This is a genomic window from Acinetobacter portensis, assembly GCF_010646905.1.
Taxonomy (GTDB): Bacteria; Pseudomonadota; Gammaproteobacteria; order Pseudomonadales; family Moraxellaceae; genus Acinetobacter; species Acinetobacter portensis.
Genome location: NZ_JAAARQ010000002.1, coordinates 1,199,195 through 1,224,948, shown reverse-complemented (window position 1 = coordinate 1,224,948; position 25,754 = coordinate 1,199,195). Strand labels below are relative to the sequence as shown.

Sequence of the window (25,754 nt, the reverse complement as noted above, 5' to 3'; positions counted from 1 at the left end):
AGCCCTCAATTGAGGGCTTTTTTTTATTTTAATAATTCGTCGACTAATTCATTTACTTTAGTTTCGGTAGATCGCCATTTATTAAAAGCGAATCCACCCTTCCCTTTTAAATGAAATTTTGCTTCAGAAACCTGTTTGTTGTCTTTATACAATGTAAATTGAGCGGAGCTTAAATAGGTCACAACATCCCATGTTCGTAAGGCTGTATATGTCATTGTGACATCACAAAATACAGGTTTTGCACTTTCAGGATAAACTTGTGCTTGAATATTATATCTTTTAAAGCTTTGAATCATGGTTGTTTCAAAGCCATCAATAATGACTTTAGGATTGTGAATAATACAAATTTTCTGAAGATGTTTTGCTTGAAAACCTTCAGTGTTATTCACTTGAATAGATGTACAGGCACTTAATCCACCGCATATTAAACTCAAAAAGGTTAGTTTCTTGACCACATTATTCCCTGTTTTTGTATTAATAGTTGAAATTTTATTATCTTAAAATAAATTATATATTTCAATTGCTTAATTTATTTTATCTTGCAATTTTAAGCTTTTATTAAGATGAAAAGTTATTGTTTCACGTGGAACAAAAAATAAATTATGCTTAATGTAGGTTGAGATAAAAAAATCAAACACAGTAGGAAGTTAGAAACGGTAAAATCAAATTAATTTAATAGATGCGAAGACCATAAAATGAAAAAAGCCATACTTCTTGCAACAGCATTCATATCGACGTTTACATTTGCTAATGTAGATACGGTTAAAACAAATTTAGCGAAGAATAATCCAGATGTGAATGTTCAAAATATTCAAGCCACAGAAATGAAAGGGATTTATAGCGGTTCTTTAAATGGGCAAATTGTGTATTTAAATGATGATGCCCAACATATTCTGGCAGGTTCAATGGTTCGTTTGAAAGATAAGCAGAATTTAACCAAAAACTTAGTGATTCAACAATCTAGTTTAGATTGGAAAAAGCTTCCATTGAATGATGCAATTAAAGTTGTGAAAGGAAATGGTAAAAGACAAATTGCTGTATTTACAGATCCAAATTGTCCTTATTGTAAAGAATTGGAAGCAGAACTTAAAAAGCTAAATAATGTCACGATTAATATTTTTGTTTTAGCATTTAAGCCACAATCTGTTGCACCGTCTAAAAAAATATTCTGTGAGAAAAATCCTGCACAAGCATGGGATGATTTAATTTCAAAAGGTTATGAACCAACAGGAAATAAATCATGTGAGAATCCTATTGACCGTAACCTTGCTTTAGCGCGTACTTTGGGTATTAGTGGTACGCCAACCATTATTTTCTCAAATGGTTTTAAAGTTTCAGGTGCTTATCCTGCGGAACAAATTGAACAAATTTTTAAAGAATTTGGTTTATAAAACCTAAATAAAAGATGTAAAAAAAAGCACCTTAAATGAGGTGCTTTTTTATTTTTTTGATTAAGATTTTTTGGCAATCAGGTTGTAAATAAATAAAATAATAATTGCACCAATAACAGAAGCAATAAAGCCTGCACTAGATCCTTCTGGATATAAACCAAGGAAACGTCCGCCGTATGTTGCAAGTAATGAACCTGCAATACCTAATGCAGCTGTCACAAAGAATCCTGCTTTATCTTCACCTGGGTGAATAGCACGAGCAATTAAACCTGCAACAAAACCAATGACGATTGCAACGATAAGTGACCACATAATGGTTCTCCTTGTAATTTATCTTTATTTTATAAAAGTTTGTAAATCTATCATTAAACAAAAAGCATGAAGAGGAAAGAAAAATTTAGCGAAAGTTGTTGTTTTTTTGTTCTCCAAAATGTTTGAATAAAAAAAAGTGGCTTACGCCACTTTTTTATCAAAATTTAAATTAAAGACCAATTTCACCAATAAATGGAAGGTGACGATATTTTTGATCGTAATCTAAGCCATAACCCACAATGAATTTGTCTTCGACTTCAAAACCTAAAAATTTAACATCTAAGTCAATTTCACGGCGTGAAGGTTTGCTCACTAAAGTGCAAAGTTCAATTGAATTGGGTTGGCGTGTACTTAAAATTTCTAAAACTTTGCTTAAGGTATTACCTGAGTCAATAATATCTTCAACAACAAGAATATCTTTACCACGAATTTCGCCATCTAAATCTTTCAAAATTTTAACGTCTTTTGAAGATACGGTTCCACCGCCATAGCTTGATACCGTCATAAAATCTAGTTCATGCGGCTTTGTTATTGCGCGACACAAATCTGCCATAAAAATCACAGAGCCACGTAATAAACCTACAAGTACTAATTCTTTGTCACTGTTTGCGTAGTGTGCATCGATATGTGCACCAAGCTCTTTAACTTTAGCTTGGATTTCTTCTGTGGAAATCATTACGCTCATTTGAACGGTCATGGGTAGATACCTAAAGAGAAAATATAAAAATAAAAAAGGCGTTGACCAGCAACACCTCATATATATCTTAATTTTAATACATCTAGGGTTGAGATGCATCCCTTTTGCCTGTTTGGAATGTAATCATTGTTTTGCAATTTGTGAATTAATCACAAATTAAAATAGAACAATCAGTAAATTTCACCTAACAAACAAAAAGATGAAAGACATTCTTTATTGAGCATTACTTTTGCTATAAGCCAATTGACCAAAGACATAAGTACTATGAATATTGCGGTCATCACCCATGGTCATCAATGCAAATAAAGCATCATCAATGTTTTTAGCACGTGCCTGACGCAAAGCTTGAATTGCTGTTGGTTTTAAATCTAAAACAACAAAATCTGCTTCTTTGCTGACATTAAAATTCCCCAACTTTTCATCTAAATCTAAGGCTTTTGCCCCACCAATAGTTGCATGATAAAGCGCTTCAAATGCAGATAATTTATCGCCTTGCAGTTGTTGAACTTTGTAGGCTTCATTGAGGGTTTGTAATTGGTTGAATGATGTCCCTGCGCCTACATCTGTGCCTAAACCTACTTTTACTTGTTTTTCCCAAGTCTTTTTCAGTGGAAATAAACCACTACCTAAGAATAAGTTTGATGTTGGGCAAAATGCGATTGCAGAATCAGTCTTATGCATACAATCCCACTCTTCATCTTCTAAATGCACACAATGCGCAAATACAGAGCGTGAGCCTGTTAAACCATAATGATGATACACATCTAAATAACCTTTTTGCTCGGGGAATAAATCTTTCACCCATGCAATTTCATTTTTGTTTTCACTTAAATGTGTATGCACATAGACATCTGGGAATTCAGCTTTTAACTTGCCCGCTGCGGTTAGTTGTTCAGGTGTAGATGTTGGCGCAAAACGTGGAGTGATTGCATACAAGTTGCGACCTTTACCATGCCATTTCTCAATGAGTGCCTTAGAGTCTGTATATGCGCTTTCTGCGGTGTCACAAAGTGCTTCAGGTGCATGACGATCCATCATCACCTTACCTGCAATTAAGCGCATTTGGTGTTGTTCTGCGGCTTCAAATAAAGAATTTACAGATTGAGGATGTACGGTACAGAAAACGAGAGCTGTTGTTGTACCGTTTTTAAGCAGTTCATTAACAAAGAATTTCGCAATTTTGTCTGCATAGTCTTTGTCTTCAAACTGAATTTCTGTAGGGAATGTATAGGTATTTAACCACTCTAAAAGCTGTTCACCGTATGCACCAATCATTTCTGTTTGCGGGAAATGAATGTGCGTGTCGATAAAGCCTGGGACAATGAGCTGATCAGGATAATGTTGAAGGTTCATCTCTGAATTAAGTTGAGCCTGCCCTGCTTCCCAAGTGCCAAACCATGTGATTTTTCCATTTTTAGTGATGAGTAAACCATCTTCAATATATCGAACAGCTTGGTCGATATCGGACGCTTTTGAAACTGTATTTTGAATATCGAGAAAACGACCACGAATGGCTGTAGAGGAGATAATTGAAGACATATAAACCCTATGTTTGTACTTTTTTCAGTTGATTGTAACTTAAAAAATGAACTCTTCCATGATTCATCGCATAATCTTTACCAATTGAAAATATAAGATCATGATTTAAAAACTGAGTGAGTATGAAGGTGATGAAAATGGAAGAAAAATATTCTGAAAATTTGAAAGAAATTTTATCTAAAAACCAAACAATCATGCAGATTCTAATGACTTTAAAGATGCTAGAACCACATGCTTATATTGCCGCAGGTATTATTCGGAATACGGTTTGGGCGCATTTACATGATCGGTCTTATGATTTAGAAAATACGGAAGTTGATGTTGTTTTCTACGATGAAAAAAATCCTTTAAATCATGCAAAAAATTTGCAAAAAGAAATGATGCGCATATTTCCCAATATGGAGTGGGATATAACCAATCAAGCCTTGGTACATACTTGGTATAAAACAGATACAGGAGAAAGTATTGCACCTCTAACTTCAATTGAGCATGCATTGTCTTTATGGCCCGAAACGGCAACATCTGTTGCGGTTCGTTTAAATGACAAAAACGAAATAGAATATGTTGCACCTTTTGGATTGGCAGACTTATTTGAATTGAAGTTGCGTTGGAATAAGACGTTGGTCAGTCATCAAGTATTTTTATACAGATTAAAAACAAAGAATTTTTTAGAAAAATGGTCAAAATTAAAATTAATCGATTAAAAAAGCCCTCCAAAAGGAAGGCTTTTATCCATTATATTTTAGGTTTATAAGGTCGTTTCGTTATATTTTTTACTGTGTCGAATCGACAAAAGAGCCGTTACAGTTAAAGTAATAATTATGAACCCAAGTGAAATCCAAATTGGCATATGGAAAACATCAAGCATCAGCATTTTAAAGCCAATAAATACTAAAATCAGACCTAAGCCATAAGGCAAATAATGCATTTTAGATGCCGCGCCAGACAACAAGAAGAACATTGCACGTAAGCCTAAAATTGCCATTAAGTTTGCAGTTAATACAATGAATGGATCAGTTGTTACCGCAAAAATTGCAGGAATAGAATCGACGGCAAAAATAACGTCAGATGCTTCTACTAATATTAAAACTAAAAATAAAGGTGTTGCCCAAAGCATGCCATTTTGACGAACAAAGAATTTGTCTTCTTCTAGCGTTGGTGTAATACGCATGTGTTTACGTAGCCATTTTAGAATCGCCATATCTTCAATATTTGGGTCATCATCTTGTCCTTTTAGGAATTTGAAACCTGTATAAACCAAGAAAGCACCGAAGATATAAAGGATCCATGAGAATTCTTGAACAAACCAAGCCCCAATAAAAATGAAGATGGTACGTAGAACAATTGCGCCTAATACGCCGTATAAAAGCAATTTGCGTTGTAACGCAGGCGGAATAGCAAAGGCTGCGAAAATCATCAGCCAAACGAATACATTATCAATTGCGAGTGATTTTTCGAGTAAGTAACCTGCAAAGTATTCCATGACTTTGGTGTTTGCGACGGTTACACCCGCAATTTGTTGTAGGTATAACCACAAACCGCCACCAAATAAGGTCGCAACAGAAACCCAAGCAAGGCTCCAGTATGCAGCGGTTTTAATTTTGACGTCTTGACCTTGTTTTTGTTTAAAGCCTAAAAAGTCGATAATAAGCATGACAGCAACAATGCCGAAAAATGCTAAATACAGCCATAAAGTACCAATTGTTTCCATGGGGGAATTCTCCACATCTAACAACCAGCCATAAAAAAACCTTGACCAGTCGCCAGATGAAATAAAACATCTGTAACAACATGATCAAGGTCTTGCCTACATCTTTGTATTTATAAAAAGATGCTCAGATACCGACTTTTTGCAAAGTGTAATGACGATATTCTGACACGTTAAATATTCATAAATGATTGTTTAACGTTTGGAGGAGGCTACTCCCCTTGTTCAACTTAATTTTGTTTTGGACGAATCCAAATATGCACGAATAATGACAGATTTTTAATCCATCTGCAAATGCTCACTTGTTAAAATGATTAAACCTTATTTGGCATAAAGTCTGCACGGCGGACTAATATTAAAGCCAATAGTGTCCCTAAAACAGCAATCACACCGCCAATAATACCAATATAACTTAAGCCTAAATGCGTACTGACAATGCCACCTAATAAAGCACCACCACCAATTCCGACATTGTATAAACCTGAATAAATTGCCATGGCAACATCTGTTGCATCGGAAGCTAAATTAAGGGTTTTTGCTTGAAGTGCAAGACTAAAACCAATAATGCCCATGCCCCAAAACATGCAAACCGCGCTGAGAGCAATAAACTCACCTACGAAAGGAAGTAATAACAACATTGCGAGTGCTAAACAAAGGGTACTGAGTGGAATTGCAAGTTTTGGGAATTTTGCACCAAATTTGCCAAATAAATACGAGCCAAAAAAGCCTGCTCCGCCAAATATTAAAAGTAATGCTGTCGTTTGAGCAGAACTAAAATGTGCAATATTCAGTGAGAATGGTTCGATATAACTATATGCCGTAAATTGCGCAGTAATAATGATGATGGTTAAAGCAAAGACCATCATTAAGCTTGGGCGTTTTACAAAGCTCGCTAAACTTTTGATAGAGCCTGAATTTATACTTGGCAATAATGGCAAAGTTTTCGCAAGCGTAATACAGACAGCTGTAGCACAAATGGCGATTAAACCAAATGTATTTCGCCAACCATAGGCTTCACCAATCATTCGCCCAAAAGGAATTCCTAAAACCATCGCTAAAGATGTACCTGTCGCGAGTAATCCTAAAGCTTGGAATTCTTTACCTTTGGGTGCTACACGAACTGCTAAAGAAGCTGTAATTGACCAAAATAATGCATGAGCAAATGCAATTCCAATACGGCTAATGAGTAATACGGTAAAGCTCCATGCAAAATAAGACAGAATGTGACTCACAATAAAAACAACAAAAAGCGCAATGAGTAAAAAGCGTCGTTCGATATTCTTTGTGAGCAACATAATGGGTAAAGAGATAGGTGCAACTACCCAAGCATATAGCGTAATCATCATGCCTACATCGGTGGCGGGCATAGCAAAACTTTTACCTATATCACTTAATAATGCGATAGGTACAAATTCTGTGGTATTGAAAATAAAAGCAGCAAAAGCCAGTGTAATCACGCAAATCCATTGTTTGGATGTTTGTGATTCTGCTTCTATGGGGGAAGTTTTCATATAAAAATAGTGAAGAAGGTTTGTGTGAATTGTAGACTTATTTAATGGTGAAGTTAAGGTTAGTGTTGTATGACTCAAAATTAAGAATGTCTGTGACGTGGCTGATATGCAGATAATAAAAATTAACAGTATGAAAAAAAGAAACGTGGCACTTTCTAAATTAAGAATAATTTAAAGGATAGAAAAGTGTTAGAAATTAAACATGTTGAGAATGGTTCTAAGGGTGAATTTTATATTGGTGAAGAAGGTCATCATTTGGCAGAAATGACCTATTCATGGGCAGGTGAAGATAAGTTTATTATTGATCATACGCATGTGGAAGATGAATTACGCGGGCAAAATGTAGGTCGTCTTTTGGTGAATAGTGCTGTGGAATATGCGCGTGAAAAAGGTGTGAAAATTTTACCTTTGTGCCCTTTTGCTAAATCTGTTTTTAATAAAGATTCATCTATTCATGATGTGTTATTTGGTTAATATATTGGTATTTCATATTTAGTCTTATATTTTAGAGATTCACTATGCAGTTTCAACATGAAGATAATGGTCAATTGGGTGAGTTTTTTGCGGTAGATGATACTGGGGAAAGAATAGCTGAAATTACGTATGTTTGGAGTAATCCACATACGGTTATTGCGAACCATACATGGGTTGATGATTCTTTGCGTGGTCAAGGTGTTGCACGTCAGTTGCTTGATGTTTTAGTGGAATTTGCACGTGAAAAAAATATAAAAATTTTACCTACATGTTCTTATGTTGAAGTGATGTTTAGACGTGATAAGAATTTAGCGGATATTAAATATATATCTTAAATTTTTAATTGCTCATTTACGTTGCAATAAAAAAGAGGTCCTTATTTAAGGACTTCTTTTTTATAAAATACTTATCGCTTTAAAAATCAATAATCACTTTTAATGCATTTTCATCCGCACCATGTTTAAACACGTCGTATGCTTTTTCAAGATCCTGAAATTTAAAATGATGTGTTGCTAGTTTTTCAAGTGGTAATTTGCCCGAACAACATGATTTTAAAAGCATGCCAGTTGTATTTGCATTGACTAAACCTGTGGTGATCGTTAAATTTTTGATCCAAAGTTTATCGAGTGCAAAACTAACAGCTTGTCCATGTACACCAACATTGGCGATATGTCCGCCTTCTTTAACAATGTTTTGGCAAACATTCCAAGTCGCTTCTATTCCGACTGCTTCCATTGCACAATCAACACCGCGACCATTGGTAATTTCTAAAATACGTTGTATTGCATCTTCTTTAGTTGAATTTATGGTGTGTGTAGCACCTAGTTCTTTGGCTAGTTTTAGACGGTTATCATCCATATCTACAACAATAATTTGTGATGGTGAATAAAATTGTGAAGTGAGTAAGCAACCCATTCCAATAGGTCCTGAGCCTACAATAGCAATAGTATCTCCTGGTTTTACATCACCATATTGCACACCAATTTCATGTGCTGTTGGTAATACATCAGATAAAAATACAGCGACATCTTCGTTTAAACCTTCAGGTAATAAATAAAGTGAATTGTCTGCAAATGGTGTGCGAACATATTCTGCATGCGTACCATCAATCATATATCCTAAAATCCATCCACCTTCATTTCGGCAATGCGAATAAAGTTGTTTTTGGCAGTTTTCACATGTACCACATCGGCTCACGCAAGAAACAATGACACGATCACCCTTTTTAAAGTTTTTAACGCCATTACCGACTTCTTCAATAATCCCGATACCCTCATGTCCTAAAATACGCCCATCAAAATGTCCTTGATTTGCTTTCACTGTTTCTTCAATTTCAGGATTTTTCCCTTTCAAAATACCTAAATCTGTACCGCAGATCGTTATTTTTTCTAATCGAATAATGGCATCGGTAGAGTCTATAATTTTAGGGAGTGGGCGTTCTTCAAAACGTAAATTATTGGCACCGTGATATACCATGGCTTTCATTGTGGTTTTAGTCATCATTTTTCTTCCTTATTTATTTGATAAGTGATGTATTTAATCTAATCTATTATTATCTTTATTAAATGATATGTACAAATTAAATACATATAAAAAATAGGGATTAATGCGTGATATTTTTCCTTAAATATTTTAAATTATTGTTAAAACTTATAATAAAAAAAGCCCGCATTCGCGGGCTTTTAAAAAGGCAATAAATTAAGCTTTTAACGCTGTAATCAATTTTTGATGCAAACCACCAAAACCGCCATTCGACATAATCACAACCGCATCGCCCTCACCTGCTTCATTTACTACAGTAGTAATAATGTCATCCAAAGTGCGTGCAATAACTGCTTTATTTGACGCAGCATCAATCACAGGTTGTAAGTCCCAATCTAAACCTTCAGGTTGGTACCAAATCACTTCATCAGCCAAACGAGCCGAATGCGCTAAACCATCTTTATGGCTCCCCATACGCATGGTATTTGAACGAGGCTCAATAATTGCCCAAAGTTTGCGTTCACCTAAACGTTTACGTGCGCCTTCTAGTGTTGTATCAATTGCCGTTGGATGATGTGCAAAGTCATCATAAACTTCAATGCCACGTACAGTGCCTAAAAGTTCCATACGGCGTTTTACACCACCAAAATTAGATAAAGCTTCACATGCAGTTTCAATTGAAACGCCTACATGTTCTGCGGCAGCAATCGTCGCTAAAGCATTCGCTACACTGTGTTGCCCTGTCATTGTCCATTTCACTTCACCTTTTACAACGCCGTGTTGTAAAACCTTAAAGTGAGAACCATCGGCAGATAATTGCTCTGCATAAAGTTCAGACTTTTCATTGGCATCTAAACTTGTACGAACCACAGGTGTCCAACAGCCTTGTTCTAAAACTTCATCGATATTGGTTTCAGTAATAGGCGCAATAATGCGACCTTCACTTGGAATGGTACGGACTAAATGATGGAATTGTTTTTGAATTGCCGCCAAGTCATCAAAGATATCGGCATGGTCAAATTCTAAGTTATTTAAAATGGCTGTTTTAGGATGGTAATGCACGAATTTAGAACGTTTATCGAAGAATGCAGAATCGTATTCGTCAGCTTCTACACAGAAGTATTTACCGCCACCTAAACGCGCACTTTCACTGAAACCTAAAGGTACACCGCCAATTAAAAAGCCTGGCTCTAAACCTGCTTGATCAAGCACCCAAGCCAACATAGTCGTCGTTGTTGTTTTACCGTGTGTACCTGCAACGCCTAATACATGCTTACCTTGTAAAACGTGATCTGCAAGGAATTGAGGACCTGAAATATACGGTAAACCTTCATTGAGCATATATTCCACAGCATCAATACCACGCTTCATGGCATTACCCACAATCACCAAATCTGGATGCGGTTGTAAATGGCTACGGTCATAGCCTTGCATGAGCTTAATGCCTGCATTTTCTAGCTGCGTAGACATTGGTGGATAAACGTTTTGATCTGAACCCGTAACTGTATGACCAAGGTCACGTGCAAGTAATGCTAAAGAACCCATGAATGTGCCACAGATACCTAAAATATGCAGATGCATAATACGTTTTACTCCACTTCTTTTTTTGACACATCACGTTGATTTTTGTGCTGTTGTCATGATTTATTCAATTTAAAAGCAACGATAGCAAGGCTATACCTGAAAAGATAGTTTTTCTTGTATCAAATAGGGAGTTTTTCACAATCAAAAACAGCAAAATTATTCAAAAAAAATCATCAATAAAAGTGCATTAAATCGACACAGAAATTTGTACAATAGCGACAATCTTTTAGGATGATATCTCCGATGTCTTTGCCTTTAATTCTGCTTATTATTTCGAACTGTTTTATGACCCTTGCTTGGTATGGTCATTTAAAATTTTTACATGATGCTCCGCTTTGGCAAGCCATTTTATTTGGATGGATGATCGCGCTGTTGGAATACAGTTTCATGATTCCTGCCACGCGTATGCTTGCGCAACATGGTTGGTCTTTGGGACAAATGAAGATCACCCAAGAGGTGGTAACGCTTTTGGTTTTTGTACCATTTATGATCTTTCTATTTAAACAACCCTTTAAACTTGATTATTTGTGGGCAGGTTTATGCTTATTTGGTTGTGTTTATTTTGTATTCCGAAGTCAGTAGCAAAAAATAGCATTTGCTACTTCCCTATTTTTGTTTAATTTTTTGTAATTTTAATAAAAAAATAATAAAAATCATACTTTGCATTGACCGTTAAATTTTATTGAGATGAAAATTCAGTCTATAATATGTGGCTCTTATTAAAGCTTGGCTCTCTCGTCGAGATTTATCTCTTCTATCTTTAATCTCTGGAAAATTTGCAATGAATGCGGCCGCTTCTCAAGACACTCCTCTCGTTGGAATTATTATGGGTTCTCAATCGGATTGGGCAACTCTAGAACACACTGCCAATATGCTTAAGCAGCTTGGTGTCCCTTTTGAAGCTGAAGTTGTTTCTGCACATCGTACTCCAGATCGTTTATTCGAATATTCTGAAACTGCGCGTGATCGTGGTATTCAAGTGATTATTGCGGGTGCAGGCGGTGCGGCACATTTACCAGGTATGTGTGCGGCAAAAACTGATTTACCTGTACTAGGTGTACCTGTGAAATCATCTATTTTAAACGGTGTCGATTCATTGCTTTCAATTGTACAAATGCCAGCAGGTATTGCTGTGGGTACACTTGCAATTGGTCCAGCAGGTGCAACAAATGCAGCAATTATGGCTGCACAAATTTTAGGTTTAACACGCCCTGAAATTGCAAAAAATGTCGCAGATTTTCGTGCAGCGCAAACTGAAAAAGTAGCGAGCAAAAATATTCCAGGTCAAATTTAAAGCCAAGCTTAATACGGGAAAAACGCTATGAATAAAACCATCGGTATTTTTGGTGGTGGTCAATTAGGTCGTATGATGGCACAAGCCGCATTACCACTTAATATTCAATGTACATTTTTTGAAGCAAGCACAGATTGCCCTTCAGCAGCTTTAGGTCAAGTCATCTCGACAAAGGCTGAAAATGGATTACAACAATTCATTGAAAGTGCAGATGTATTTAGCCTTGAATTTGAAAATACACCATTATCAGATGTAGATGTTTTAACTCAAAGTAAAGCATTGCACCCACCACGTCAGGCTTTGGCTATTGCACAACATCGTCTTTCAGAAAAAGCATTGTTCGATGAGCTAGCTATTCCTGTTGCGCCGTATAACGCAGTAGATTCATTAGAAAGCTTAAAAGCTGCGGTTGCTGAACTTGGTTTGCCTATCGTCTTAAAAACTGCAACAGGTGGTTATGACGGTAAAGGTCAATTTGTTCTTCGTAGTGCAGATCAAATTGATCAAGCTTGGGCGGAACTTGGGCCTGCTGGCTCACTCATTGCAGAAAGCTTTGTAACTTTCTCTCGTGAAGTTTCAATTATTGCAGTACGTGGACAAAACGGTGACGTGAAAACTTGGCCTTTGGCTGAAAACCATCATCACAATGGTATTTTGTCACACTCAATTGTACCTGCGCCAAATAGTGCAGATCTACAACCTGTAGCACAAGACTACATCACTCGCCTGCTGAATCATTTGAATTATGTTGGTGTGTTAACGCTTGAGCTATTTGTGACAGATAAAGGTTTATATGCCAATGAAATGGCACCTCGTGTTCATAACTCAGGACATTGGTCAATTGAAGGCGCAGTTTGCTCTCAATTTGAAAACCATATTCGTGCGGTTGCAGGCTTACCTTTAGGTTCAACAGACGTTGTACGCCCTACGGTGATGGTGAATGTTATTGGTCAATATCCAAAGTCTGAAGATGTTTTGGCACTGGAAGGTGCTCATCTTCACCTGTATAACAAAATTGAGCGTGAAGGTCGTAAAATTGGTCATATTACATTAATGCCAAATGACAGCGCTGAACTTACAACTTTATGTCGTAAATTGGCGAAAATTTTACCGAACCCACTCGCACTTAGCGAAGATATGAGCATTTAAACCAAAGTTTGAATGTTAAAAAAGCGGTCATGTAAATGACCGCTTTTTTTATGCCTACACTTCGGGCATGATTGCGCCTCTTTGAAGGAAGCACACCTTTTGTCGGAAGATGATTGATCTAAAAATAATCAATATATTAAAGTAAATAACAATCTAGAAACCTAAAAAGAAGCTTAATAATTAGAAAAATATTTAAAACACTTCATTTTGATTTAGGCAAAATGAAGTGCGATAAAACTTTAAATTCAAACTTTTGAATTTATAAAACAAGAAATGAATTTAAAGTTATTTGTGTTTTGAATTTAAAACCCGAACTTTGAATTTAAACTGCCTATTTTTGAATTTGAATGCTTAAAAATGAATTTAAAAGGACTGTTTTAAATTTAAAACATTGGTTTTTAAATTCAAAGATGCTGCTCTGGAGTGCGGTTGCTTGTGGATAACTCTAGATATTTAAATTTAATTTCTGAGATTTGAATTTAAAATAATGATTTAAATTCAAAGTTCTTTTCAAAAATACTATTTTTAAATTCAAAAAGGCGCTCTAAACACACGGTTTAAATTTAAAAATCGCAAAAATCTAATTTTTTTGAATTCAAAACTGAAATATGAATTTAAAATGGAGAAAAATGAATTTAAATTTACGATTTATTTCTATTTTTTGCCTTTGATGGTGGTATGTTTAAGTCATAATTTAAATTCAAAAATGCATCGGGATAATATGCGTAATATTGCTTTTCTTTTAGGTTCTACTTTATTCCTAACAACTCAGGTTCAAGCCGATCTTGTCATTAATGGTCAATCTGTTGCTGTAAATACGACGGAGCAAAAAATATTAGATTTGAATGCTTCTAATAATTTTCAAATGTGCATCGCAAATCTAAAAACTCAGGCGATGAATTCTGGTGTTTCTAGTTCTACTTTTGATCGCTATACGCAAAATTTAACTCCAGATTATTCAGTTATTGAAAAATTGAATTATCAACCAGAATTTTCTACGCCAATTTGGGACTATTTGTCTGGTTTGGTTGATATTGAACGTATTGAGCTTGGTAAACAAAAAATCCAACAACATCGTGATGTATTAAACAAAGTTTCTGCAACGTATGGTGTACCTGCTGAAACTGTGGTGGCCGTTTGGGGTGTTGAAAGTAACTATGGCAGTATTTCGGGCAAAAATGATTTATTACAATCCTTAGGTACCTTGAGTTGCGAAGGTCGTCGCCAAAGCTTTTTCCGTGGTGAGTTCTTCGCTGCCATGCGAATTTTACAACGTGGTGATTTAACGCAAGATCAATTGAAAGGCTCTTGGGCAGGTGCATTTGGTCATACGCAATTTATGCCATCTACCTATGAAGAACTTGCAGTCGATTTTGATGGTGATGGTCGTCGTGATTTAGTATCCAGTACGACAGATGCTTTAGCATCTACAGCAAATTTCTTAAAAAAACGTGGTTGGCAAACAGGTCAACCATGGGGTTTTGAGGTTAAAGTACCTGAAGGTTTTTCAATTTCAGGTGAAAGCCGTCGCAATAAAAAATCGCTTTCTTCATGGGTTGAAAGAGGCGTTGTGCGTGCAGATGGCAGTCCTATAATTCAAGCTAATTTAGCTGAAAGTTCACAAGCAGGTTTAATGTCACCAGCGGGTGAAAATGGTCCATTATTCCTGGTGTTTAAAAACTTTGATGCCATTTATAGTTACAATGCTGCGGAAAGTTATGCGCTTGCAATTGCGCACTTATCTGACCGTTTACAAGGTGCAAGTGGCTTTGTCAAAGAGTGGCCAACCAATGATGCGGGTACGTCAAGAACCGAACGTCGTGAAATTCAAGCCTACTTATTGAGTAGAGGTTATTCAATTGGTGATGTTGATGGCTTAATTGGTGATAAAACGCGTCAAGCCATTCGTCAGGAACAAATGCATTTTGGTTTGAGTCCAACAGGTAGAGCGGGGCAACTTATTCTTCGAGCTATTCGTGATCAAAATGCAAAAAAGATGATGAAATAAGAAAACACAAATAAAAAAAAGGTCTGCATATGCAGACCTTTTTTATTTAAACTTTGAATTAAAGTGTCGCATTTGGATCAATTTTTACAGCATCTAATAAATCGAAAACAGCAGATGTGATGTCTATACTTAAATTGCGATTATTGAAAACTTCATAAGCTGTAATTGTTACGTCTGTATCACTTGGAAGTAGGCGTTGTTCTTCTTCTATTAAGTCGTTTATTGGTAATAGTGTTTGTTTGATTTCTAGATGTAAAACATCTTTAAACTCAATGTTATCGTCATCTAATTCAAGGATTTGTTCATTGAAATAAGGTAATAAAATTGAGTGAAGATACGGCTGAAGTTCAACAATATCGAATAGTTCAATATCACGAGTTTCTTCAATCGTGCTGATATGATCGTTTACTTCCAAAATAATATGATAGTAACTCACAGCCTTCTCCTCTAAATAATCTGCCCATACAATAGCACGAATCGTATTATTCAAGAAATTGAAAACAAGATAGGTTGATTCCGTCTTATTTAAGGCTAAATCAATTTATATAAAGTGATTGTGAGTTATATTTTAAATTTTTTAATAGAATAGAAAATAAAAAATAGCCCTAATTTTATAGGGCTATTTCATTTAGAAAATTAATCAAAAATATTGAATAGAATTCGAATATTTATGTGATTTTTTCAATAATACTGATAAAGAATTTAATAAAAATACTGTTTGATATATCAATAATAAATCCACCCACCATAGGTACGATTAGAAACGCTTTATGTGATGGACCAAAAGTTTTAGTTACCGTTTGCATGTTGGCAATAGCCGTTGGTGTAGCGCCCATACCAAAACCACAATGTCCTGCACTAATTACGACAGCATCATAATCTTTACCCATCAATTTAAAGGTAATAAAGCATGCAAATAAGCCCATTACGATTGTTTGAACAATAATGATTAATAGGACTGGCCCAGCCATATTCGCCAATTGGCTGAAGTTTAAAGACATGAGTGCGATTGCTAAATATATAGAAAGAGCTGTACTCCCTAAAACATCAATTGTTGGCTCAGCCACATTTTTCTTGATCAAATGATTGAGTACATTACGTAAGAATATACCGACAAATAAGCACCATACAAAAGTAGGTAAATAGAATGCGCTATCTTTTAATAAGTCACCAATATAAGTACCGACAACAATACAAATACTCAGTAAAAAAATTGTTTCGATAACATTTTTAGTATTAATTTCTCTTGATACTTTAGGTGCTTCGAATGATTCTTCAATTTTATTTTTTTTGATCTTCAGTTGTTTTTGGTACCTTCACTTTTTTTATAAGATGTCGTGCAATTGGTCCACCCATTAAGCCGCCAATAACAAGTCCTAATGTTGCACACGCCATAGCTAACTCTAATGCACCTGTAACACCATATTTTTGTTCTAAAATTGGTCCCCATGCCCCAGCATTACCGTGTCCACCAGAAAGTGTAATTGAACCAGCAATTAATCCCATGAATGGATCTTCATTCATAAGCATTGCCATGCCAATACCAACAATATTTTGTGTGATAATCAGAATTGTGACAATAAACACAAGAATTAACAAAGGTTTTCCACCTTTGAGTAATTTTGAAAAGTCAGAACTTAAGCCAATAGAAGAGAAAAAAGTAATCATCAGTAGGCTTTGTAAAGATGTATCAAATTTGAAAGTGTAACCTGTAATCTTATTAACCAAGAATAAGATAGTTGCAACGATAAACCCACCCACAACCGCTTCAGGGATATGATTGTTGCGTAAAAATTTAGTGTGCTTTACTGCAAGCATGCCAAGTGCCAAGTGCCAATGCAATGCAAGCCATCAGCAATGTATGGTTTGTACTTACTATCATTTCTATCCCTTTAAATATATTAGATACTTTACATGCCTTAAAACGATTGTTTTTTAGGGTTCATGTCGGATCTATTAGACTTATCCGCTATTGATGAATTGTTAAACACATATTTAATTCACTATTTATTGGCCCAACTCCTAATGAATAGTTTTCTTAAATTAGCTGTCGAAATTGATGCAAATTTACAAGGGTTTATTGACATTAAGTAATGAATTCTAATAGATTACCTATAACTATTGGTTATGTGCTCTCTTATGAATCTTAGACACCTAGAAATGTTCTATTCAGTGATGCTTTTTGGGTCATTGACAGAGGCAGCTTCATCGCTATGCATATCACAGCCTGCAGCAAGTAAATTACTAAAACATGCAGAGCAACGTCTTGGTTTTGCACTATTTAAGCGCGTGAAAGGGAAATTACAGCCCACCAAAGAAGCGTATATTTTATATGATGAAATTAAGCCAATTTATGAAAAAATTAATGAATTAAATAAGCTCACACATAACTTAGCGAAGAATACTCAAGGACAAATAACACTCGGATGTTTACCAAGTTTAGGTTTGAGTCTAATACCAAAGTTGACTGCTCAATTTCTTAAAAGATATCCAGATGTATTCGTAAATATCGGCACAGATCATACGCAAGCATTGGAGCAAAAATTATTACAACGAGAAATTGATATTGCAGTCACATTCCAGCCACAAACCCAGCACGGCATTATTGCAATGCCCATTTTAGAAATTCCATTGGTCTATATTGACTCTCAAGCAATACGTTCAAATCAAGATATTCATTCTATTGATGAAAATAGATGGATTAATCCAGATTCAGATTCACTCATGCAAGTGGTTAAGCAGTACAGAACATTTAATAAAAGTATCGTCAATGTGCAAACTTACTACATGGCAAGTGAATTAGTTCGACAAGGTTTGGGATGTAGCATTACCGATATTTATACAGCAGCATACTCATTACCTAAAGAAATGATTCATGAAGTAAAGCCTCGTTTGTACACCACCATCTATATTTTAAGAAATGCTAATGTGAGTACAACAAAGGCAACGGAGGATTTTATTGAGCTGATAAAATCGGAAATTGGGCTAATTACACCTTCAGTTAACTAAAAGTTATGACTACTCGTTAAAAACTCATTTGTTAAAGCAGTTTTCTTCTCTTTTAATGAACATGTTTTTTGGACATGTAGCATGGAACAATGAAAAAGCATGTAGCCGTAATTGGCGGTGGGGTAATTGGTCTAAGTACAGCTTATGCACTTATTCAAGCTGGTCATAAAGTCACAATGGTCGAAGCAAGTGATCAGGTAGGTTGCCAAACAAGTTTTGCAAATGGTGGTCAACTAAGTTACCGCTATGTTGCACCTTTAGCAGATGCAGGCGTTCCATTCCAAGCACTTCAATGGCTAGGTAAAGCACATTCTCCATTAAACTTTAAATTGAATGCTTCACCATTCCAATGGTCTTGGTTATTACAGTTTTTATTTGCTTGTAACCGTAAAGCCAATATTGCAAATGGTAATCACATTTTACGTTTATCACTTTATAGTCAAAGCATTATGTCTAAATGGCGTGATGAAATTGATGATTTTTGCTGGGTAAAATCAGGAAAAATGGTGATTCATCGTGATGAATATGCATTTAAAAAAGCCGCATCAGGTATCGATCTTCAAGTACAAAAAGCATTGAATCGTGATGAAGCTATTGCACTTGAGCCATCGTTAAATGGTATTGCTTCTGAATTGGTTGGTGCTATTTACACACCAGATGATGAAACAGCAGATTGTTATAAATTCTGTTTAGCTTTGTATAAAGAGCTAGAAAAAAGCATAGATTTTTTATGCTTATATGAGCATGAAGTCATAGATTTTATTACTGAGAATAATAAAGTTACGGCTATTGAAACCAATAAAGGCCGTATAGAAGCAGATGATTTTGTAGTTGCTGCAGGTAATGGCAGTACAGCAATTTTCAATATGGTGGGTATTTCTGTTCCTGTTTATCCGTTAAAAGGATACAGCTTAACTTTACCATTCCCAGAACAATCTAATATTGTTCCAAATATGAGCGTGACCGATTACGCGAACAAAATTGTATATGCAAAATTAGGCGATCAACTTCGTATTGCTGCAATGGTTGATATTGGCTATCAAGATGTATATATCCGACAAGAACGTATGGATGCCTTGAAAGATACTGTTCGTAAGACATTCCCAGATTTAGCAGGTGTAGATACTGCTCAAGAATGGAGTGGCTTGCGTCCATCGACACCAAAAGGTCCACCAATTTTAGGTCGTACAAAATACGCAAATTTATGGTCGAATATTGGTCAAGGTAGCTTAGGTTTCACACTTGCAGCGGGTAGTGCAATGGTTATTAGTCAACTCATTAGCCAAGCAACATCGCCAATTGCTTTAGATGGTTTATCTTTGGAGAAATAAAATGAGTAATGATATTCAACGTATTGGTGCAAATGCACGTTTAGCTGGTTGCGTCGTACATAACGGTTTGGTTTATGTATCAGGTCAAGTTCCAACCACTTTAGATGCAGATGCAAAACAACAAACTTTAGAAGTTTTAGCAAAAATTGATGCGTTATTAGAACAAGCGGGCAGTGATAAAAGCCGAATTTTGACGGCTCAAATTTGGATTAAAAACATTGCGGAAGATTTCACAGCATTTAATGAATGTTGGGAAGCTTGGTTGCCTGAAGGTGCTGCACCTGCTCGTGCTGCATTACAAGCAGATTTGGCTCGTCCTCAAGTATTAGTAGAAGTGATGCTCACTGCTGCTGTTAAATAATTTACGGTTCCTCTTTATAGCCAACATTCGTGTTGGCTTTTTTTATTTTTAGTTTTAAAAATTATCGATTTCTAAGTAAAGCTAAATCGGCAGGTAATAGCCTAAAGTTGGTTTGGTCCTGATCTTTCATCATTGGGTGCATTAACGCTCGTGGATCATCATTATGTTTAAGACCTAAAGCATGACCCAATTCATGTGCAAGTGTTAAGCGTAAATCATCTTCAGATTGAAACTCAAAAATATTGATATTGCGCCCGTCAAAATTACCTTTATCGAATAAATGTGGCTGAAAGCTTAAATTAAAATGCTGGATAGATGTACTAATATTCTTATTGAGATTATTCAACTCTCCAACTTGCATATTTAATTGTGCAATTTTTTGATTATATTCATCAATTTCAAACTTTAAAGCATTCATCTTCTGTTCTAGAAATTGTCGCTGTTGGGCAAATATTTCTCTCTGAGATGCAGGCGCACCACCATTTTGATTGACCATGGCAACTTGCTCATTATAGTGCTGCAACTGCATGTCATATTCAACTTTCTTAGCGTTGAGTAGGGCATCGTTCCTATCAATTTCATTGCGTAAAGCATTTACTTCCTGATTTTTAGCATCCCAGTATGCTTGATCATTTTTAATGTTATTTTCATGTGCTAAACGGGTTGTGGTTTCTTGTTGGCGTTCATCATAGTGAAAATGAATGGTGAGTTTGGCTTTTGGATCATATACAAAAAATTCTTTTCCTGTACCTGTTGTCCATATTGCGGCAGCTTCTTGGCTCAGTTGAATGGCTTTCTCATGGTTGATGCCAAATCGTGGATCTACTTCTGCAATACGATATCGTAAACGTGTATCTGTCGGATGTAGTATCCGATCAATAGGGGAGTTTAATCGTACTTGAGGTTGTTTATTATTTTGATAAATAAAAAAGAATAAAATGAGGCTGAAAAAGATGAGTATATAAACACGCATTTTTTAAAATCAAAGAGTTATTTGAATAATAATGTAGCTTAATTATATGAATTTTAGAATAAAAAAACCGCGCTTTCGCGCGGTTTTTTTGACTATTCTAGTCAGTTAAAGTGACAAATTATTTTTTGTCGTCTTTAACTTCTTTGAACTCAGCATCTACAACGCCATCGTCTGCTTTTTGAGTAGCATCGCCACCGAATGCATTAGGATCGAAACCTTCCGCACCGCCTTGACCTTGAGTTGCTTCATAAGCACGTTGGCTAATTGGCATGATGATGTTTTGAAGTGCTTCAGTTTTCGCTTTGATGTCTTCTACGTCATTTTCTTTTGTAGAAGCTTCAAGTTCAGCTACAGCAGTTTCGATTGCAGTTTTTTCATCTGCAGTTACTTGCTCGCCTAAATCTTTCACTGCTTTTTGAGCAGACGATACAAGCGCATCAGCTTCGTTACGTGCTTTTGCTAATTCTTCGAATTTACGATCTTCTTCAGCATTCGCTTCAGCATCTTTAATCATCGCTTCAATTTCAGCATCGCTCAAACCAGAGTTTGCTTTAATTTGGATTGATTGTTCTTTACCAGTGCTCTTGTCTTTCGCAGACACTTTCAAGATACCATCAGCGTTGATGTCGAAAGATACTTCAATTTGTGGCACACCACGTGGAGCAGGTGGAATATCGCCTAATTGGAAGTTACCCAATAATTTGTTTTGCTGAGCCATTTTACGTTCACCTTGGAACACAGAAATGTCTACAGCAGGTTGGTTGTCAGCAGCAGTTGAGAACACTTGAGATTTCTTCGCAGGAATCGTCGTGTTTTTCTCAATAATTGCAGTTAACACACCACCCATTGTTTCGATACCAAGTGTAAGCGGAGTAACGTCAAGAAGAAGTACGTCAGTTTTGTCACCTGAAAGTACAGCACCTTGAATCGCAGCACCCATTGCTACAGCTTCGTCAGGGTTCACGTCTTTACGTGGCTCTTTACCGAAGAATTCTTGAACTTGTTGTTGAACCATTGGCATACGTGATTGACCACCAACCAAAATTACGTCAGAGATGTCAGAAGTCGAAAGACCAGCATCTTTAAGCGCAATACGGCAAGGCTCAATTGTACGAGCAACTAAATCAGCAACTAAACCTTCAAGTTTTGCACGTGTAACGTTGATCACTAAGTGTTTAGGACCAGTTGCATCTGCAGTGATGTATGGAAGGTTAATTTCAGTTGCATTTGAAGAAGAAAGTTCGATTTTCGCTTTTTCAGCAGCTTCTTTTAAACGTTGAAGTGCAAGCGGATCTTGTTTCAAGTTAACGCTTTGCTCTTTCTTAAATTCTTCAACAAGGAATTCAATTAAAGCGTTATCAAAATCTTCACCGCCAAGGAATGTATCACCGTTTGTAGACAACACTTCAATTTGTTGGTCGCCATCAAGGTCCGCGATTTCAATGATTGATACGTCGAAAGTACCACCACCCAAGTCGTAAACCGCGATTTTACGATCGCCTTCTTTTTTGTCCATACCAAACGCAAGTGCAGCAGCAGTTGGTTCGTTGATGATACGTTTAACTTCTAAACCTGCAATTTTACCTGCATCTTTAGTTGCTTGACGCTGAGCATCGTTGAAGTAAGCAGGAACAGTAATTACTGCTTCAGTTACTGTTTCGCCTAGGTAATCTTCAGCTGTTTTCTTCATCTTTTTCAAGATTTCAGCAGAGATTTGTTGTGGCGCTAATTTTTTATCGTTTACATCAACCCAAGCATCACCATTGTCTGCTTTGATGATTTTGTAAGGAACAAGACCGATATCTTTTTGAACCGCTTGGTCTTGGTACTTACGACCGATCAGACGTTTGATCGCGAATAATGTGTTTTTAGGGTTAGTCACTGCTTGACGTTTAGCAGATTGACCTACAAGAATCTCGCCATCTTTATACGCAATAATAGATGGAGTTGTACGCGCGCCTTCAGCATTTTCAATTACTTTAACTGTGTCGCCTTCAAGTACTGCTACGCAAGAGTTTGTAGTACCTAAGTCAATACCAATGATTTTAGCCATTTGGATGTTTCCTCTAAAATTCTTTTATTCCCAAATCTTTCCCTTTATCAAAGGGAAATTAAAAGGGATTCATTTGTTATCCGATATGAGAGCCGTTCAATTTTTTTCAAGTATTTTTTTCAAAAAAAATCAAAAACTCTCGAATTTGTAGGCTTTATGCGCCAACGAGTACCATCGCAGGGCGTAATAAACGACCTTTTAATGTGTAGCCCTTTTGCAATACTGTGCCAATTTCATTTGCTTTCGCTTCAGGTGCAATACCTACGGCTTGATGTAAATCTGCATTGAAGCCATTTGCTGTATCGACAACAACAACACCAAATTTTTCTAAAGTGTTAAGAAGTGATTTAAGCGTCAGTTCTACACCTTCAGATAAACCAGATTTTTCATCGCCTGCAGCAGCAATAGCGCGCTCTAAGTTATCTACTGAATCTAATAATTCTTTAGCGAATTTCTCAAGCACAGTATCTTTATGCTTTTCAGATTCACGTTGAATACGTTCTACGCTTTTTTGAGCTTCATACACCGCGTTTGCAGTGCGTGCTTTTTCAAGCTTTAAGTTTTCAGCTAATGTTTTAATTTGCTCTTGTAAATCTTCAACTGAAACTTCAGCTTGCTCATTTTCAGCTTGAGTTAGCTGTTCTGCTTGCTCTTGTTGAAGATCTTGAGCTTCTTGATTTTGCTCAGTCGCCATTGATTTACTCCGTTTAAATGGGTTCTTAAACATGTACAGCCCTTTTAGGCATCAGTGCTAACTGTGTTAATGCTGAACTGCCATGCCTTTGCTAAATGTCATGATTAATAAAGAAATCGGGGCGAGCTAGAAAAATTCAAGCGATATGAATAATTAAATTTATTTAATTTTTTATCTTGGGTTTATTTTTTTAAATAATCCATGACAAAAGCAATGAATTCCTGCGTTTTTTTAGGTAAATGACGTCGAGAAGAATAAACCACAGAAAGTGCTAATTGAGGGGGTTCATAATGATTTAAAACAGGAATTAATGTTTCATCTTTCAAATCTCTTTCAACCATTACTTTAGGAAGCATCGCAATCCCCATTTTATTCAAACACATTTCATGTAAAGCATGAGCATCGTTACTTTGAGCGACAATTCGAATGGGGTAGTTTTGTGGTTGTTGTTGATGAGTAGATAGACTCCACGTATTTTGCATGCTGTGATGGGTAATACATGCATGTTGTAGGAGTTGATCTGGATGAACGATTTCACTTGATGTTGCCAAATAATCAGCATGTGCGCAAAGAACTGAATCTACCCGATCTAAAGGACGGGAAATTAATCCATCAGCCACTTTTGTGGTAATGCGAAAAGCCAAGTCAATTTGAGATTCAACTAAATCTAGGGTTTCTTCGGTAATTAAGATATCAAATCGAATATGTGTGTATTTTTGCTGAAACTCTTGAATGGCTTTAGCCAATCCATTTTGCAGTATAAATAAGCCACATGTTAAACGAATTGTACCTGTGTATTGTTCTTCTACAGATAGTTCTTTGAGTAATTGCTGTTGTTGAAGAATATTTTGACAATAGAGTATGGCTTTTTCGCCTGCACTCGTTAAAGAAATATTACGTGTGTTACGGTGTAATAAACGTGTAGAAAAATGATTTTCTAAATGCTCTAAATATCTTGAAACCATTGCACGAGAATAACCAAGTTGGTCTGCTGCCTTAGTAAGGCTGCCATTTTTTTCAATGCAAACAAAAACTTGTATTGCTTTTAAAGTATCCATATTTTTATGATTGTTGCAATTTATGCAACAGTTTATCTTAAAAATGGGTGTTTATTCATCTTGATTTGCAATTTAAAGTGTACTTATTAAATTTAGAGACAAACAAAAATGAAAGTTTTAAAAACAACAGCAATTGCTTTAACTACATTAGCACTTGGCATTCATACTGCGATGGCGCAAGATTTAAAAATTAAAAACTATATTGCAGCACCCGAACATTTTGGTGTGACTTCAACACTAATTGAAGGCGATAAAGACGCAATTTTGGTGAATGCTCAATTCTCAAAATCTGAAGCATTACGTATTGCTGCTGATATCTTAGATTCAGGTAAAAACCTAAAAACAATTTTCGTAAGTTATGGCGATCCAGGTTTTTATTTTGCTTTAGATGTTTTTAAAACATATTTCCCGAATGCTCAAATTGTTGCTACACCTGAAACGGTAAAACATATTCAATCTACATATAAATTGAAAATGGATTATTGGGGACCACAAATGGGTGCTAATGCACCAAGCAATATTATTGTTCCAGAAGCTTATACATCTAAAACATTAAAGCTTGAAGATTCAAATATTGAAATTAAAGGCAAAAATGAACTGACTTATTTATGGATTCCACAAGTTAAAGCTGTAGTAGGCGGAATTCCTGTAACTTCAGGCTCTCATTTATGGATGGCAGATTCAGCAACAAAACAAGATCGTGATACTGTTGTATCTACTTTAAAAGATATTAAGAAGCTAAATCCTGAAATTGTTGTACCTGCGCATACATCTGTAAATGCACCACAAAATTTAGCAGCAGTGAACTTTTCATTAAACTATTTAGCTCAATATGAAAAAGCTGTTAAAGCGACAAAAAATTCAGCTGAATTAACTGAGCAAATGAAACAGAAATATCCTGAATTGGCAGGTGATTCTAATCTTGAGCTTGGTGCTAAAGTTGTAAAAGGCGAAATTAAATGGCCTTAAGCATAGCGCTTAAAACTTAAAATTAACTATCGCAATATGTGATAAGCACAATGAAATATATCGTTTTTACGAAATAGAATTTCATCGATATTATTTCTCTTATACGCAGCAATTGTATTTTGAGGAGAGAGCTAAATACAATTGTTGCAGTATACTC

Annotated in this window: 25 protein-coding genes and 1 pseudogene; 12 read left to right on the top strand and 14 right to left on the bottom strand. The window is 35.9% G+C overall.

The features are described from left to right. Positions 1-23 precede the first annotated feature (23 nt). Entirely contained in the window at positions 24-455 is a 432-nt protein-coding gene (locus GTK57_RS05830; RefSeq protein WP_171522138.1) for an Sbal_3080 family lipoprotein, read from the bottom strand. Between the two features lie 240 nt (positions 456-695). Between GTK57_RS05830 and GTK57_RS05825 the strand changes: the two genes are divergently transcribed. Further along, positions 696-1,391: a DsbC family protein gene (locus GTK57_RS05825; RefSeq protein WP_163121868.1), complete on the top strand. Its 696-nt coding sequence runs from the start codon at positions 696-698 to the stop codon at positions 1,389-1,391. Positions 1,392-1,451: 60 nt separating this feature from the next. Here the strand turns inward: GTK57_RS05825 and GTK57_RS05820 are convergent, their stop codons facing one another. From GTK57_RS05820 to guaD, 3 genes are all read right to left on the bottom strand, one after another. Beyond that, positions 1,452-1,703 carry a GlsB/YeaQ/YmgE family stress response membrane protein gene (locus GTK57_RS05820; RefSeq protein ID WP_152873024.1) on the bottom strand — a complete coding sequence of 84 codons (252 nt, stop codon included), beginning with the start codon at positions 1,701-1,703 and terminating at the stop codon, positions 1,452-1,454. A gap of 169 nt (positions 1,704-1,872) precedes the next feature. Next, the gene (gene hpt / locus GTK57_RS05815; RefSeq protein ID WP_152873022.1) at positions 1,873-2,400 is read right to left on the bottom strand and encodes a hypoxanthine phosphoribosyltransferase; all 528 of its coding nucleotides are present in this window, start codon (positions 2,398-2,400) and stop codon (positions 1,873-1,875) included. A gap of 213 nt (positions 2,401-2,613) precedes the next feature. Beyond that, the gene (gene guaD / locus GTK57_RS05810) at positions 2,614-3,939 is read right to left on the bottom strand and encodes a guanine deaminase (RefSeq protein WP_163121866.1); all 1,326 of its coding nucleotides are present in this window, start codon (positions 3,937-3,939) and stop codon (positions 2,614-2,616) included. Positions 3,940-4,076: 137 nt separating this feature from the next. On the opposite strand from guaD, the gene GTK57_RS05805 reads away from it, so the two are divergent. Beyond that, complete coding sequence (locus GTK57_RS05805; RefSeq protein ID WP_228720288.1) at positions 4,077-4,643, top strand: nucleotidyltransferase family protein; 567 nt, start codon at positions 4,077-4,079, stop codon at positions 4,641-4,643. Positions 4,644-4,687: 44 nt separating this feature from the next. On the opposite strand, the gene GTK57_RS05800 is transcribed toward GTK57_RS05805, so the two are convergent. Both GTK57_RS05800 and GTK57_RS05795 read right to left on the bottom strand, forming a co-directional pair. After that, complete coding sequence (locus GTK57_RS05800) at positions 4,688-5,650, bottom strand: TerC family protein (protein ID WP_163121864.1); 963 nt, start codon at positions 5,648-5,650, stop codon at positions 4,688-4,690. 311 nt (positions 5,651-5,961) lie between these two features. Beyond that, positions 5,962-7,158 carry a sugar transporter gene (locus tag GTK57_RS05795; protein WP_163121862.1) on the bottom strand — a complete coding sequence of 399 codons (1,197 nt, stop codon included), beginning with the start codon at positions 7,156-7,158 and terminating at the stop codon, positions 5,962-5,964. Between the two features lie 186 nt (positions 7,159-7,344). Between GTK57_RS05795 and GTK57_RS05790 the strand changes: the two genes are divergently transcribed. Then, positions 7,345-7,632, top strand: coding sequence for a GNAT family N-acetyltransferase (locus tag GTK57_RS05790; protein ID WP_163121860.1), 288 nt, complete (start codon positions 7,345-7,347; stop codon positions 7,630-7,632). 44 nt (positions 7,633-7,676) lie between these two features. Next, positions 7,677-7,967, top strand: coding sequence for a GNAT family N-acetyltransferase (locus GTK57_RS05785; protein ID WP_163121858.1), 291 nt, complete (start codon positions 7,677-7,679; stop codon positions 7,965-7,967). Between the two features lie 79 nt (positions 7,968-8,046). Here the strand turns inward: GTK57_RS05785 and GTK57_RS05780 are convergent, their stop codons facing one another. After that, complete coding sequence (locus GTK57_RS05780; protein WP_330221019.1) at positions 8,047-9,135, bottom strand: zinc-dependent alcohol dehydrogenase family protein; 1,089 nt, start codon at positions 9,133-9,135, stop codon at positions 8,047-8,049. 195 nt (positions 9,136-9,330) lie between these two features. Then, entirely contained in the window at positions 9,331-10,695 is a 1,365-nt protein-coding gene (gene mpl, locus GTK57_RS05775; protein WP_163121856.1) for a UDP-N-acetylmuramate:L-alanyl-gamma-D-glutamyl-meso-diaminopimelate ligase, read from the bottom strand. 234 nt (positions 10,696-10,929) lie between these two features. On the opposite strand from mpl, the gene GTK57_RS05770 reads away from it, so the two are divergent. The 4 genes from GTK57_RS05770 (at position 10,930) to GTK57_RS05755 (ending at position 15,149) form a co-directional block, all read left to right on the top strand. Then, positions 10,930-11,280 (top strand): DMT family protein, encoded by a 351-nt coding sequence (locus GTK57_RS05770; RefSeq protein WP_171500267.1) that lies wholly within the window; start codon positions 10,930-10,932, stop codon positions 11,278-11,280. A gap of 199 nt (positions 11,281-11,479) precedes the next feature. Then, entirely contained in the window at positions 11,480-11,992 is a 513-nt protein-coding gene (purE, locus tag GTK57_RS05765; RefSeq protein WP_152874596.1) for a 5-(carboxyamino)imidazole ribonucleotide mutase, read from the top strand. Between the two features lie 27 nt (positions 11,993-12,019). Then, positions 12,020-13,141: a 5-(carboxyamino)imidazole ribonucleotide synthase gene (locus tag GTK57_RS05760; RefSeq protein WP_152874593.1), complete on the top strand. Its 1,122-nt coding sequence runs from the start codon at positions 12,020-12,022 to the stop codon at positions 13,139-13,141. 721 nt (positions 13,142-13,862) lie between these two features. Then, positions 13,863-15,149 carry a lytic murein transglycosylase gene (locus tag GTK57_RS05755; protein ID WP_163121854.1) on the top strand — a complete coding sequence of 429 codons (1,287 nt, stop codon included), beginning with the start codon at positions 13,863-13,865 and terminating at the stop codon, positions 15,147-15,149. Positions 15,150-15,207: 58 nt separating this feature from the next. On the opposite strand, the gene GTK57_RS05750 is transcribed toward GTK57_RS05755, so the two are convergent. Together GTK57_RS05750 and gltS are read right to left on the bottom strand one after the other, a co-directional pair. Further along, a complete protein-coding gene (locus tag GTK57_RS05750) occupies positions 15,208-15,585 on the bottom strand; it encodes a hypothetical protein (RefSeq protein WP_163121852.1) in 378 nt (125 codons plus the stop codon). Positions 15,586-15,817: 232 nt separating this feature from the next. Beyond that, positions 15,818-16,967: pseudogene (gltS, locus tag GTK57_RS05745) on the bottom strand (sodium/glutamate symporter). Positions 16,968-17,288: 321 nt separating this feature from the next. Here gltS and GTK57_RS05740 point away from each other — a divergent pair. The 3 genes from GTK57_RS05740 to GTK57_RS05730 all read left to right on the top strand — a co-directional run bounded on the left by GTK57_RS05740 (position 17,289) and on the right by GTK57_RS05730 (position 19,850). After that, a complete protein-coding gene (locus GTK57_RS05740) occupies positions 17,289-18,158 on the top strand; it encodes a LysR family transcriptional regulator (RefSeq protein ID WP_152874590.1) in 870 nt (289 codons plus the stop codon). Between the two features lie 89 nt (positions 18,159-18,247). After that, a complete protein-coding gene (locus GTK57_RS05735; RefSeq protein WP_163121850.1) occupies positions 18,248-19,489 on the top strand; it encodes a D-amino acid dehydrogenase in 1,242 nt (413 codons plus the stop codon). Between the two features lies 1 nt (position 19,490). Further along, positions 19,491-19,850 (top strand): RidA family protein, encoded by a 360-nt coding sequence (locus GTK57_RS05730; RefSeq protein ID WP_152875490.1) that lies wholly within the window; start codon positions 19,491-19,493, stop codon positions 19,848-19,850. A 61-nt stretch (positions 19,851-19,911) separates the two neighbouring features. Here the strand turns inward: GTK57_RS05730 and GTK57_RS05725 are convergent, their stop codons facing one another. From GTK57_RS05725 to GTK57_RS05710, 4 genes are all read right to left on the bottom strand, one after another. After that, positions 19,912-20,823: a matrixin family metalloprotease gene (locus GTK57_RS05725; protein WP_163121848.1), complete on the bottom strand. Its 912-nt coding sequence runs from the start codon at positions 20,821-20,823 to the stop codon at positions 19,912-19,914. A 118-nt stretch (positions 20,824-20,941) separates the two neighbouring features. Beyond that, positions 20,942-22,876, bottom strand: coding sequence for a molecular chaperone DnaK (gene dnaK, locus GTK57_RS05720; RefSeq protein WP_163121846.1), 1,935 nt, complete (start codon positions 22,874-22,876; stop codon positions 20,942-20,944). A gap of 154 nt (positions 22,877-23,030) precedes the next feature. Then, the gene (gene grpE / locus GTK57_RS05715) at positions 23,031-23,570 is read right to left on the bottom strand and encodes a nucleotide exchange factor GrpE (protein ID WP_152875495.1); all 540 of its coding nucleotides are present in this window, start codon (positions 23,568-23,570) and stop codon (positions 23,031-23,033) included. Between the two features lie 182 nt (positions 23,571-23,752). Beyond that, positions 23,753-24,628, bottom strand: coding sequence for a LysR family transcriptional regulator (locus tag GTK57_RS05710; RefSeq protein ID WP_163121844.1), 876 nt, complete (start codon positions 24,626-24,628; stop codon positions 23,753-23,755). 108 nt (positions 24,629-24,736) lie between these two features. On the opposite strand from GTK57_RS05710, the gene GTK57_RS05705 reads away from it, so the two are divergent. Beyond that, positions 24,737-25,597 (top strand): MBL fold metallo-hydrolase, encoded by an 861-nt coding sequence (locus GTK57_RS05705; RefSeq protein WP_163121842.1) that lies wholly within the window; start codon positions 24,737-24,739, stop codon positions 25,595-25,597. Positions 25,598-25,754: the final 157 nt, after the last annotated feature.